Genomic DNA, 13,083 nt, shown 5'->3' with positions numbered 1-13,083 from the left:
GATGCGCCCCCTATCGTGGAGCGCCCGGCCTCTGGAATGACGGGTCCTGGTACCGGCGGGGGCAGGCATGGGGATTTCACGCAGGGCGTTCCTGGAGCGCGTGGGCAAGGCCGGAGGCTACGGCGCCCTGTTCGTCACCATGCAGGGCCTGGGCCTGCTCGCGGCGGCGCAGGCCTATGCCGGGCCTCCCGACCTGCCGCCCGGCAGCGGCAAGGGCGTGAAGGTCGTCGTCCTGGGCGGCGGGATCGCCGGTCTGGTCTCGGCCTACGAACTGCGCAAGGCCGGGTATGAGGTCACGGTGCTGGAGGCCCGCGAGCGGCCCGGCGGCCGGGTCTGGAGCATTCGCCGCGGGACCACCGTCGTGCAGGAAGGCCGCCCTGACCAGTACGTGGACTGGGACGAGGGCCGCCATCACTACTTCAACGCCGGCCCGGCGCGCATACCCCAGACGCACCACGCCATCCTCGGCTACTGCCGCGACCTGAAGGTGCCGCTGGAGGTGATGGTCAACGCCAACCGTCTGGCCAAGCTCGATTTCGGCGGCAAGGTGGTCACCAACGCCCAGGCCACCAACGACACCCGCGGCGCCTTCGCCGAGCTGCTGGCCAAGTCCATCGATCGCGGGGCGCTCGACCAGGAACTGACCGGCCTCGACAAGGGGCGGCTGATCGGCTTCCTCTCGGCCTACGGCGACCTGACGCCCCAGAAGGTCTATGGCGGCTCGGTCCGCTCGGGGTTCAAGGACTGGCCCGGCGGCTACCAGCATCCGCCGACCGCCGCCGACCCGCTGAAGCTCAAGGACATGATGGACGCCCGCTTCTGGGGGATTTCGCTCCTCTTCGAGGAGATCATCGACATGCAGGCGACCATGCTCCAGCCGGTGGGCGGCATGGATCGCATCGCCTATGCGCTGGCCGATGCGGTGCAGCCGTCGCTGCGCTACGGCGCCGTGGTCCGGGAGATCCGCCGCGAGGGCAGGGGGCGCGCATCGCCTTCACCGACGCCGCCGGAGCCCAGACACTCGACGCCGACCATGTGATCGTCACCATCCCGCTGCCGGTGCTGGCCAAGATCCCGTCCGACTTCTCACCGCGCGTGAAACAGGCGATCGCCGCGGCGCACTACGACCACGGCACAAAGGTCGCCTGGGAGAGCCGCCGGTTCTGGGAGCAGGACGAGTTCCAGTTCGGCGGCCTCGGCTGGACCGACCAGCCGAGCGAGGTGGTCTGGTATCCGTCCGGGGGGCTGGGCGAGAAGACCGGCGTCCTGGTGGGCGCCTACTCCATCGGCTTCACGGGCCCGATCAACCCACCGAAGTTCGCCGAGGCGTCGTTCGACGAGCGGTTCGCGATCTCGCGCGGCGTGATCGACCGGTTCCACCCGGGCAAGGGCCGGGAACTGACGAAGCCCGTCACGGTCTCCTGGAAGCAGACGCCCTACAGCGAAGGCGTGGCCGTGGCTTGGCAGCCGGCCCAGCGGGCCACCGACTACGCCGAGCTGTGCAAGCCCGACGGGCCGTTCCTCTTCGCCGGCGAGCACATGAGCTACATCAACGCCTGGCAGGAAGGCGCGGCCCTTTCGGCCCACGAGGCCCTGAAGCTGATCCGCGCGAAGGCGGCCGCAGCCTAGACGCCGGCGCTGCGCACCAGCCGGCGCGGCTGGGAGGCCGGCGCCAGGGTCTGGAGTTCGGTGAGGGTCTCGTCCACGGCGGCCAGCTCCTTGCGGGCGCCTCGCGGCGGGCGGCGAGCTTGGCCTTGGCGGCGGCGCGGAGGGCCGCGTCGTCCTCGGCGTTCAGCACCGCCTCGATGTCGGGCAGGGAGACGTTGGCCCGGCGCAGGCGCGCGATCCACGCCAGCCGCTCGCGCGCCACGGGGTCGTAATAGCGGGCGTTGAAGCGGTCCCGCCGGGCCTCGATCAGGCCCTTCTCCTCGTAGAACCGCAGCGCCCGGGCGGTCATGCCGAACACCCGCATGGCGTTGGAGAGGCCCAGCCTCGGCAGGTGGTGGAGGTTGTCGAGCGTCATGGCGCTGGCTCCGCTTCACAACTCTTCGCAGGAAACTCGATCCCCGGCTCGCCGGGCTCACGTCACGGGATGTGCCGTGGTTTTCTCTGGGGTTTCAAAATGACATCGTGCGAAGACTTGGCGAGCGGCAGACCGTCGTTTGTGAAGTTGTGAAATGAAGTACAAGCTGTTCGTCGGCCCGCAGGTGAGGGCGCTGCGTGAGGCGCGCGGCTGGCGCCTCGAGGCCTGCGCCCGGCATCTCGGCATCTCGCCCAGCTACCTTTCCCAGATCGAGGCCAACCAGCGGCCGGTGACTGATCGGGTGATGGCGAGCCTGACCGACGGCTTCGGCGTGCCGCCCGAGACCTTCGATGCCGACGGCGAGCAGCGTCTGATCGCCGACCTCCGGGAGGCCGCCGCCGAGAGCGGGGCAGGGGAGGCTCCGATCGCGCTCAGCGAGCTGCGACAGGCGGTGCGCCAGTCGCCGGCGCTCGTCCGCCGCTTCCTCGACCTGCACCGCGACAACCACAGCCTGAACGAACGCCTGAAGCTGGCCGAACAGGCCGTCGCCCTCGACGAGGCCACGGGGACGAGCCCGCTGCTGCCCTACGAGGAGGTCCGCGACTTCTTCCACTTCAAGGACAACTACATCGACGCGATCGACCGGGCGGCCGAGGAGCTCGCCCAGGAGATCGGCATCCAGGACGGCCGCGCGTCCGACATGCTGCTGGAGATGCACCTGCGCGAGCGCCTGGGCGTCAACGTCCGCTACGACAGCGCCGGCGACGTCATGCGCCGCTACGACCCCGCGACCCGCGTGCTCAGCCTCAACGCGGTTCAGCCGGCGGCCACGCGGGCGTTCCAGATGGCCTATCACGTGGCCTCGACCGTTCTGGCCGACCTGATCGAGCGGGAGCTGGAGGCGGCGCGCTTCCGCAGCCGCGAGGCGGCCGACGTCTGCCGGATGGGTCTCGGCAACTACGCGGCCGGCGCCTTGCTGATGCCCTACGCCCGGTTCGCGGCCCAGGCCCGCGCGCGCCGGCACGACGTGGAACAACTGGCCGCCCAGTTCGGCGCGAGCCTGGAGCAGGTCTGCCACCGTCTCAGCAATCTGCAGCGGCCCGGGGCGCGGGGCGTGCCGCTCTACTTCGTGCGCCTGGACTTCGCGGGGAACATCACCAAGCGGCACAGCGCGACCCGCTTCCGCTTCGCGCGGTTCGGCGGGGCCTGCCCCTTGTGGAACGTCCACGAGGCGGTGAGCGCGCCGGAGCGCTTCCTGGTGCAGCTCGCCGAGATGCCGGACGGGGTCCGCTACCTGTGCGTGGCGCGGGCGGTGGTGAAGCGGTCGGAGAGCTACCTGGAGCCCGACCGGCGCTACGTCCTGGGTTTCGGCTGCGAGGTCGAGCACGCCCACGAACTGGTCTATTCGGCCGGCGTGGACCTGAAGGGTCCGGCGACCCCGATCGGGGTGAGCTGCCGGATCTGCGAACGCGACGACTGCGCCCAGCGGGCCTTCCCGCCGGTGGACCGGCCCCTGAGCGTCCCGCGCCACGAACGCCGGAGCGTGCCCTTCAGACTTGGCGGTTAGGCGTCCCAACGCTCGGCATCATGTTACCGCTAACTTTTCCGTTGACAGCGTTATCAGTCACTCGCAGTCTGCTGTTCGCATAACAGCGGCCACGCGCGAACGATGGCCGGGAGGAGACGACCAGATGAGCCTGCCTCGCGGCCGCCGTGACGCCTGTGCGTCCGCTTTCTTCCCTTCCCCTGACTGGCGCGGCGTGCCCATCGCCGCGTCCTCCTTCTTCCTCGCCTGACCGGGCATGAGGGGGCGCCGCACATCCCTGCAGGCTCGCGCCCTGGCGGGCGTGGCCGCCGCGGCCTTGCTCGCGGCGCCGGCGCATGCCCAGACCCCCGGCGTGGCGCGCCCCGAGGTGTTCCCGAAGGCCCAAAGCGTCGGCCTCGTGAACCCCACGACCGAGGCCTTCGTCACCGACCTGATGCGCCGCATGACGCTCGAGGAGAAGGTCGGTCAGCTGATCCAGGCCGACCTGTCCACGGTGAAGCCCGAGGACCTGCGTGAGTATCCCCTGGGCTCGATCCTGGCCGGCGGCGACAGCCCGCCGACCGGCGCGCCCGACCGCTCGCCCGCCGGCCCCTGGCTCGCCACGTCGCGCGCCTTCCGCGCCGTCTCGCTGGAGCCGAAGCCCGGCCGCACGCCGATCCCGGTGATCTTCGGCGTCGACGCCGTGCACGGGAACAACAACGTCATCGGCGCGGTGGTCTTCCCGCACAACATCGGCCTGGGCGCGGCGCGCGATCCAGACCTGATCCGCCGGATCGGCGACGTGACCGCGAAGGGAGACCGCCGCGGTCGGCATCGACTGGGCCTTCGGTCCGACCGTGGCCGTGGTCCGCGACGACCGCTGGGGCCGCACCTACGAGGGCTACGCCGAGGATCCCGAGGTGGCCGCGGCCTACGCCGGCGAGCTCGTCCGCGGGCTCCAGGGGGACGCCGGACCGGTGGCCCGCGCTCAAGTCCGGCCATGTGGCCGGCTCGGCCAAGCACTTCCTGGGCGACGGCGGCACCGAGAACGGCAAGGACCAGGGCGACAACAAGGATACTGACGCCGAGCTCGCCCGGATCCACGCCCCCGGCTACGTCGCGGCGATCGACGCCGGGGTGATGACGGTGATGGCGTCCTTCTCGTCCTGGCAGGGCGTGAAGAACCACGGCAACAAGAGCCTGCTCACCGACGTGCTCAAGGGCCGGATGGGCTTCGACGGCTTTGTGGTCTCCGACTGGAACGCCCACGGCCAGGTGGCCGGCTGCACCAACGAGAGCTGCCCCCAGGCGATCAACGCCGGCATCGACATGCTGATGGCACCCGATAGCTGGAAGGGCATCTACCGCAACACCCTGGCCCAGGTCCGCTCGGGCGAGATCCCCATGGCCCGTCTGGACGACGCGGTCCGCCGGATCCTGAGGGTGAAGGTCAAGACGGGCGTGTTCGGCGAGCGGCCGCTGGAGGGCAGGCTCGAGCTGATCGGCGCGCCCGAGCACCGCGCGGTCGCCCGCGAGGCGGTCCGCAAGTCCCTGGTGCTTCTGAAGAACAACGGGGGCGTGCTGCCCGTGCGCGGCTCGGCCCGGGTGCTGGTGGCCGGCGACGGGGCCGACAATGTCGCCAAGCAGTCGGGCGGCTGGACGCTGTCGTGGCAGGGCACCGGCAACAAGCCTGGCGACTTCCCGAATTCACAGTCGATCTGGGGCGGCGTGAAGGCGGCCGTCGAGGCCGGCGGCGGCAAGGCCGAGCTGAGCCCCGACGGCAGCTTCACCGCCAGGCCCGACGTGGCCATCGTCGTCTTCGGCGAGGACCCCTACGCCGAATTCCTCGGCGACCGGCCGAACCTGGAATACAAGCCCGCCGACAAGTCCGACCTCGCCCTGCTCAGGAAGCTGAAGGGGCAGCGGGTTCCGGTGGTGGCGGTCTTCCTGTCGGGCCGGCCGCTCTGGACCAACCCGGAGATCAACGCCGCCGACGCCTTCGTGGCCGCCTGGCTGCCGGGGACGGAGGGCGGCGGCGTGGCCGACGTCCTGATTGGCGACGCGGCCGGCAAGGCCCGCCACGACTTCCGGGGCAAGCTCTCCTACTCCTGGCCGAAGCGCGCCGACCAGTACGTCCTGAACCGGGGCGACAAGGGCTACGACCCGCTGTTCGCCTACGGCTACGGCCTGACCTATGGCGACAGGCGCACCGTGGCCGCGCTCTCCGAGGTTTCCGGCGTCACCAATGCGCTGGCCAACCCCGACCGCTACCTGATCGCCGGCAAGATGGCCGAACCATGGAAACTCTCGCTGCGCGACGGCGGCGGGGCGACCGAAGCCGGGGCGGGCGACGCCCGGAGCCCGGGCGGGGCGCTCTCCGTCGCGCTCGTGGACGCCGGCGGCGTACAGGGGCGCCGGGCGGGGCTTCACCTGGACCGGCCCCGCCCAGGCCGTGGTCGACGGACCGCCGGTCGATCTCAGCCGCCAGGCCAACGGCGACATGACGCTCTCCGTCACCTACCGCCTGGACCAGAAGCCCGCGGGCCCCGTCCGGCTCGGTCTCGGCAAGTCCATGGTCAGCCTTGACGGCGAGCTCGCGAAGGCCGCGCCGGGCGAGTGGAGGACCGTGAAGGTCAAGCTCGCCTGTTTCCGCAAGGACGGCGAGGACCTGACCCAGGTCACCGCTCCCGTCTCGATCGCAGCGGCCGCCCGGCTTGGCCTTTCGGTGTCCGAGCTGCGGCTCGCCCCCAATCAGAACGATGCGGTGTGCCCATGATCCGCCGTCCTGAAAGTTTCGACGTTCGAGTCAAAAGTTCGCGTCACCAGGGCCCCGGCGACCGCCTAAACCCCTGATAAATGTCAGCGTTGTCAAAAAACCATGAACCCAGCTTGACTAAATCGGAGGACGGATGATATCGCTACCATAGTCAGAGATAGAGCATCCTGGACGTTCGAATTCAGTATTCGAACGACGAGGATGTTGCAGTGCAAAAAGAAGCCAAGTCCATCTCGCGCCCGAATCCTTAGGGGGATCAGCCATGAAGCGGCGTCACCGCTTGCGCACGTCTGCGTCGTTTGTCGCCTTGTCAGCCGCCTTCTTCGCCGCTGGCCCGACGGCCGCACAGGAAGTCGAAGAAGTCATCGTCACCGGCATCCGCGCCTCGATCGAGCAGTCGATCGACATCAAGCGCTCGGCCGACGGGGTCGTCGATGCGATCGCCGCCGAGGACATCGGCAAATTCCCGGACACCAACCTCGCGGAATCGCTCCAGCGCATCCCGGGCGTGTCCATCGACCGTACGAACGGTGAAGGTTCGCAGGTGACGGTCCGCGGCTTCGGCGGCGGCTTCAACCTCGTGACCCTGAACGGCCGGTCCATGCCGACCGCCAACGTCGTCACGGTGGGCGGCGACGGCAGCGCCGACTTCGCCGGCGGCACCAGCCGCTCGTTCGACTTCAGCAATCTCGCCTCGGAAGGTGTGAGCACGCTGGAGGTCTACAAGACCGGCCGCGCCTCGGTGCCGTCCGGCGGCATCGGCGCCACCATCAACGTCCACACCCGCCGCCCGTTCGAGGCCGGCGCCGGCCTGTCCGGCAGCCTCGGCGTCAAGGCCGCCTACGACACGAGCGTCGAGGAGAGCCTGGAAGACGCCGACAAGATCACGCCGGAACTGTCCGGCCTGGTGAACTGGGTGGCTGACAACGAGGCCTTCGGCGTCACCGTGTTCGGCAGCTACCAGAAGCGGAACTACACGACCCGCAGCGCCACCCAGAACGACTGGAACATCCGCACCTACGCGGACTTCATCAACCCGTCGAACGGCTTCGTCCGGAACAACAACTCGACCCAGATCACCGGCGCGCCGGCCAGCCCGTCGACCCTGGTCGCGATCCCGAACGACAGCCGCTACCACTTCTCGGAAGGGGGAGCGGGAGCGCCTGAACGGCCAGGCCAGCGTGCAGTGGCGTCCGATGGAGACGCTCACCATCACGGCCGACGCCCTCTATGCGAAGAACAAGGCGTTCGAAGAGCGCAGCGACCAGACCAACTGGTTCAACCGCCCCTTCGACCAGGTGACCTTCGACGGCAACCCGATCGTCTCCACCGCCACCTTCCTGCGTGAGACGCTGAGCGGCACCAAGGACGTCGGCTACGAGCAGCAGTATCGGGCCAACACCGACACCCTGCAGTCCTTCGCCCTGAACGGCCTGTGGGAAGTCTCCGACACCTTCCGGGTCTCGCTCGACGGCCACAAGTCGAAGGCCGAGAGCAAGCCGGGCGGCCGGAACGGGGCCAGCTCGACCATGGTCTCGATCGGCGCGCCGATCATCTCGTCCCACTCGGTGGACTTCACCGGGAAGATCCCGGTCCAGGCCAGCACGATCAACGACGCCGCCCCGCGCGGCAACGGCAACGGCCGTCTCGACGCCGGCGACCTGGGCAGCCAGGTTGCCCGGACCTCCGCCCAGTGGCAGAGCCAGGACATCACCGAGTTCCGCGGCGATATCACCTGGGACCTCGACGACAACGGCAGCCGCTTCGACGCCGGCGTGAACTGGCGCAAGTCGGAGATGGAGCAGTCCAACATCAACACCCAGCAGGACCTGGGGTCGTGGGGCATCTCCAACCCGCGTGACGTGTCGCAGTACGCGGGCAACCTGATCAGCGAGTTCTGCCTCGCCTGCTCGTTCAACAACTTCGATCCGAAGCAGAGCGGACCCGGCCTCGTGGCCTTCCGGGCCAACGCCATCGACCTCTATGAGGCGCTGTCGCCGGTCTATGTCGCGCGCGGCAACGCGGTCGGCGTCACCGGCCAGAACCAGAATGCCGTGAACGAGGACATCCTCTCGGTCTACGGCCAGGTGACCTGGAAGGGCGAACTGGCAGGCCGTCGGGCCAGCATGCTCGCCGGCGTCCGGTACGAATGGACCGACGTCGACTCGGTCTCGGCGATCCGCACCCCGTCCGCGGTGGTGTGGACGGCGGACAACGACTTCCGGATCGACACGTCGAGCACCTACCTGCCGGTCGAAGGCAGCGGCAAGTACAACAACCTGCTGCCGGCCCTCGACTTCAATATCGAGCTCATGGAGGACGTGACGGCGCGGGCGTCCTTCAGCCGGACGATCGCACGGCCTGACTTCGGCAACCTGTTCGCCGCCCAGACGGCTGGGGCGCCGAACCGGCCGATCGCCAACGGCGCCATCCCGCTCGGCACCTCCGGCAACCCGGACCTGGAGCCGCTGATCTCGGACAACTTCGACCTCTCGATCGAGTGGTACTACAAGCCGGGAAGCTTCGTGTCGGCGGCGGTGTTCGAGAAGCGGGTCAAGAACTTCGTCGGGACCGGGACCTCGAGCCGGAACCTGTTCGGCCTGCGTGACCCGAGCTCCGGCCAGGCGGGCACCCGCTCCGGCGACGCTGTCACCCTGCTGAACAACGTGGGCGCCGACCGGACGGACGTAAACCTGTTCACGGCCACGGCCCTGATCATCCAGACGGGCTCCGTGGCCGCGGCCCAGGCGATCTTCCAGGCCAACCGGACCGCCGGTCCGGGCGGGACCTTGGGCGATCTCAACCAGGGCTTCGTCGACCAGATCCTCGCGGCGGTGGACATCGCGCCCAACGGCCAGGATCCGCTGATGACCTTCCAGGTGTCCCAGCCGGTGAACAACCAGGAAGCCAAGATCTACGGCTTCGAGCTGATGGGCACCCACTTCTTCGGCGACACCGGCTTCGGGGGTGCAGGCGGCCTACACCTATGTGGACGGCGACGTCGGGTTCAACATCGCGTCCAATCCCAGCCAGGACCAGTTCGCCCTGCTCGGGCTCAGCGACACGGCCAACGTGACGCTGATCTACGAGAAGTACGGCATCTCGGCCCGGCTGACCTGGAACTGGCGCGACGAGTACCTGTCGGCCCTGAACCGCGGCGGCTCGCGCAACCCCGTGTTCGTGGCGCCGTTCGACCAGGTCGACTTCAGCGTCTCCTACGACATCAACGACCAGTTCGCGGTGTCGCTGGAAGGGATCAACATCCTGGAGGAAAGCGTCCGGACCTACGCCCGCGACGAGAACCAGATCTGGTTCGCCCAGGAGTTGGACTCCAGGTACCTTCTCGGCCTGCGCTACAAGTTCTAGCCTGACTTCAGAGCTGGATAGGATCGGGGGAGGTCGCTGCTCGCAGCGGCCTCCTTCGTCGCTCCGGTCGGCCGGAAGGCGGACATGACGAACAGAGTACTGCTCAACAACGTCGACCACGCGGACCTGCGCGTGATCGCCCGGCACGGGCCGGAGTTCGGCGACAGCGTGAACCAGGTGCTGGTGCTGCCCACCGAATTCGAGGCGGTGCAGCGCGAGTATCCGATCTTCTTCCGCCGTGACGCCAACGGCGAGTTGCAGGCCGTCGCCCTGCTGGGCCTCGACCGCGACGAGAACCTCTTTCTTTCGGGTGGCGGCTGGAACGCCCGCTACGTGCCCGCCGTCCAGCAGCGGGGACCGTTCTCCATCGCCATGCAGTCGAGCGGGGAGCCCATGCTGCACATCGACCTCGACCACCCGAGGGTCAGCGCGACGGAAGGCGAGGCGCTCTTTCTTCCGGCCGGCGGCAACTCGCCCTATCTGCAGCACGTCGCGCGCCTGATGGGCCTGATCTATGACGGCCTGGAGGTCAGCCGGCCGTTCTTCAAGGCGCTGGAGGACGCGGACCTGATCGAGGCGGTCGACGTGCAGGCGACCCTGGGCGACGGCCGCGAGTATGCGCTGCCCGGCCTCTTCACGATCGGCCAGAACCGCCTGGCGGCGCTGGGCGGGGAGGACCTCGAGCGGCTGCACAGGACAGGGGCGCTTCGCGCCGCCCACATGGTCGCGGCCTCGCTCGGCAACATGCCCGACCTGATCGACGCCAAGCGCCGCCGGCTGGCGGCGGCCTGATGGCGGTCCCCCGGCCCGTCGAAGAGGTCCGCGGCGTCACGCCGGACGCGATCCCCTTCGACGAGATCCTCGAAGGCCAGCGGCCCATGGTGTTCAAGGGGATGGTCGCCGACTGGCCGCTGGTCCGCCAGGGCCTGCAGTCCCCCGGCGCAGCCATCGCCTACCTCAAGGCCTTCGACGGCGGCGAACCGGTCGTGGGCTACACCGGCGGGCCGGAGATCGGCGGGCGGTTCTTCTACGACGACACCCTGACGCGCCTGAACTTCCGCGCCGAGCGCGTCGGGCTGTCGGCGTTCCTGGACCGCATGGCCGCGACGCCGGACGACGGGGATGCGCCCTCGCTCTACATCGGCTCCACCGATCTCGACGGCTACCTGCCGGGCTTCCGGGCGGAGAACGACCTCGGCCTGGACCCCGCGGCCTTCGGCGGCCGCGACCCGCTGGTCAGCATCTGGATCGGCAACCGCACGACCGCGGCGGCGCACTACGACATGTCGAACAACATCGCCTGCTGCGTGGTCGGCCGCCGGCGCTTCACGCTCTTCCCGCCGGACCAGGTGGCGAACCTCTATCCGGGCCCGCTGGAGCCGACGCCGGGCGGCCAGGTGGTGACGACCGTCGACCTGCGCGACCCGGACTTCGAGCGCTTCCCGCGGGTCCGCGACGCGCTCGCCCGCGCCCAGGTGGCCGACCTCGAACCCGGCGACGTCCTCGTCTATCCGGCGCTCTGGTGGCACGAGGTCGAAGCCCTGGAGCCGTTCAACGCGCTCGTGAACTACTGGTGGAACCCGTCGCCCGGCTTCGTCGACACGCCCCAGACCACCCTTCTGCATGCCCTGCTGAGCCTGCGCGACCGGCCCGAGCACGAGAAGGCCGGGTGGAGGGCGCTCTTCGACTACTACGTCTTCGGGCCGAGCGACGCCGCGGCGTCGCACCTGCCGGAGGCCGCCCAGGGCCTGCTTGGCCCGCTCGATGAGATGAAGGCGCGGAGGCTTCGCGCCCAGCTGATCAACCGCCTCAACAGATAGAAGAGGGGCGGGGGGAGGAACGAGATGGCGGAACAGGTCGTGAAGAAGGTGGTGGTGGCCGGCGGCGGCACCGCGGGCTGGATGGCCGCGGCCGCGCTCTCCAAGCACCTCGGCAGCCTGGTCGAGATCACGCTCGTCGAGTCCGACGACATCGGCACGGTCGGCGTGGGCGAGTCGACCATCCCCACCGCGCGGACCTTCAACCAGCTCCTGGGCATCGACGAGCGCGAGTTCATGCGCGCGACCCAGGCGAGCTTCAAGCTGGGCATCCTGTTCGAGGACTGGGCCAGGATCGGCGACCGCTACGTCCACGCCTTCGGCCAGGTCGGCAAATCCACCTGGATGGCCGGTTTCCATCACGTCTGGCTGCAGGCGCGGGCCGAAGGTCTGGCCGGCCCGCTGGACGACTACTGCCTGGAGGGCAAGGCGCTCAAGGCTCAGAGGTTCGTCGCCGGCGAGAACGGTCCGCTGAACTATGCCTACCATCTGGACGCCACGCTCTACGGCCGCTTCCTCCGCGGGATGTCGGAGAAGGCCGGCGTCCGCCGCGTCGAGGGCAAGATCCAGCGCGTCGACCAACACCCCGAGACCGGTTTTGTCCGCGCGCTGGTGATGGAGTCAGGTGAGGAGGTGGCGGGCGACCTCTTCGTCGATTGCACCGGCTTCCGGGGGCTGGTCATCGAGCAGACGCTGAAGGCCGGCTACGAGGACTGGAGCCGCTGGCTGCCGACCAACAGCGCCGTGCCGCTGCAGACCGTGTCGGTGGGGCCCGCCGTGCCCTACACCCGCGCCATGGCCCACACCGCCGGCTGGCAGTGGCGGATCCCGCTGCAGCACCGGGTCGGCAACGGCCTCGTCTACTGCAACGAATTCATGTCCGACGACGAGGCGATCGCCATGCTGCTCGACCAGGTCGAGGGCGAGACGCTGATGACGCCCCGGGTGATCCGCTACGTCACGGGCAAGCGGCGCAAGACCTGGGACAAGAATGTCGTCGCGCTCGGCCTCGCCAGCGGCTTCGTCGAGCCGCTGGAATCCACCTCGATCCACATGATCATGATCGGGGTGTTGCGGCTGATGCAGCTCTTCCCGCTGAACGGCGTCTCCGACGCGCTCGCCGAGCGGTTCAACCGTCTGCAGGACGCCGAGCTGGAGGCGATCCGCGACTTCATCGTCCTCCACTACAAGCTGACCGAGCGGACGGACGCCCCGTTCTGGAACCACTGTCGGGAGATGCCCATCCCGGACACGCTCGCCCACCGGATCGCGCTCTTCCAGGAGGGCGCCCAGGCCTACCAAGCGGCCGGCGAGCTCTTCCAGGTCGACTCCTGGCTGCAGGTGATGCTGGGCCAGCGGCTGGAGCCCCGGGCCTGGCATCCGATGGGCCGGCTGATGAAGCGCGACCAGTTGCGCGGCGCGCTCGGCGACCTGCGCAGCAACATCGCGCGCGCCGTCGACCGCATGCCGACGCACCAGCAGTTCCTCGATCAGTACATGGGCCAGGCGCCGTCGGTGAAGGCGGCCCGCCCGGTCGCGGCGCGACGATAACAACAAGAAGACGAGGTTCTGGGAG

Annotated in this window: 5 protein-coding genes and 3 pseudogenes; 7 read left to right on the top strand and 1 reads right to left on the bottom strand. The window is 69.2% G+C overall.

Going from position 1 to position 13,083, the window contains the following annotated elements; all coding sequences use genetic code 11:
• Nucleotides 1–67: 67 nt before the first annotated feature.
• A pseudogene (locus LRS04_RS24930) lies at nt 68–1,629 on the top strand (flavin monoamine oxidase family protein).
• Here LRS04_RS24930 and LRS04_RS24925 read toward each other — a convergent pair.
• Nucleotides 1,550–2,023, bottom strand: a complete 474-nt coding sequence (locus tag LRS04_RS24925; RefSeq protein ID WP_257818759.1) for a MerR family transcriptional regulator — start codon at nt 2,021–2,023, stop codon at nt 1,550–1,552. The pseudogene LRS04_RS24930 and the gene LRS04_RS24925 sit on opposite strands and share 80 nt — an antisense overlap.
• Before the next feature lie 154 nt (nt 2,024–2,177).
• On the opposite strand from LRS04_RS24925, the gene LRS04_RS24920 reads away from it, so the two are divergent.
• From LRS04_RS24920 to LRS04_RS24895, 6 genes and pseudogenes are all read left to right on the top strand, one after another.
• A complete protein-coding gene (locus LRS04_RS24920; RefSeq protein ID WP_257818758.1) occupies nt 2,178–3,590 on the top strand; it encodes a helix-turn-helix transcriptional regulator in 1,413 nt (470 codons plus the stop codon).
• A 235-nt stretch (nt 3,591–3,825) separates the two neighbouring features.
• Nucleotides 3,826–6,324: pseudogene (locus LRS04_RS24915) on the top strand (glycoside hydrolase family 3 N-terminal domain-containing protein).
• Nucleotides 6,325–6,586: 262 nt separating this feature from the next.
• Nucleotides 6,587–9,690, top strand: a pseudogene (locus LRS04_RS24910) (TonB-dependent receptor).
• A gap of 84 nt (nt 9,691–9,774) precedes the next feature.
• A complete protein-coding gene (locus LRS04_RS24905) occupies nt 9,775–10,482 on the top strand; it encodes a SapC family protein (RefSeq protein ID WP_257818757.1) in 708 nt (235 codons plus the stop codon).
• Complete coding sequence (locus LRS04_RS24900; protein ID WP_257818756.1) at nt 10,482–11,510, top strand: cupin-like domain-containing protein; 1,029 nt, start codon at nt 10,482–10,484, stop codon at nt 11,508–11,510. Before LRS04_RS24905 ends, LRS04_RS24900 begins: the two co-directional genes overlap by 1 nt.
• 24 nt (nt 11,511–11,534) lie before the next feature.
• Nucleotides 11,535–13,058 (top strand): tryptophan halogenase family protein, encoded by a 1,524-nt coding sequence (locus tag LRS04_RS24895; protein ID WP_257818754.1) that lies wholly within the window; start codon nt 11,535–11,537, stop codon nt 13,056–13,058.
• Nucleotides 13,059–13,083: the final 25 nt, after the last annotated feature.

The organism is Phenylobacterium sp. J367, assembly GCF_024699985.1.
Classification (GTDB): domain Bacteria; phylum Pseudomonadota; class Alphaproteobacteria; order Caulobacterales; family Caulobacteraceae; genus Phenylobacterium.
Note: the sequence above shows the minus strand (reverse complement) of the source record. Positions and strands in the feature narration are given on the sequence as shown.

Excerpts from the sequence above, each read along its gene's own strand:
- LRS04_RS24920 (WP_257818758.1), top strand. The coding sequence starts at position 2,178 with ATGAAGTACAAGCTGTTCGTCGGCCCGCAGGTGAGGGCGCTGCGTGAG.
- LRS04_RS24905 (WP_257818757.1), top strand. The coding sequence starts at position 9,775 with ATGACGAACAGAGTACTGCTCAACAACGTCGACCACGCGGACCTGCGC.
- LRS04_RS24900 (WP_257818756.1), top strand. The coding sequence starts at position 10,482 with ATGGCGGTCCCCCGGCCCGTCGAAGAGGTCCGCGGCGTCACGCCGGAC.
- LRS04_RS24895 (WP_257818754.1), top strand. The coding sequence starts at position 11,535 with ATGGCGGAACAGGTCGTGAAGAAGGTGGTGGTGGCCGGCGGCGGCACC.
- LRS04_RS24925 (WP_257818759.1), bottom strand. The coding sequence starts at position 2,023 with ATGACGCTCGACAACCTCCACCACCTGCCGAGGCTGGGCCTCTCCAAC.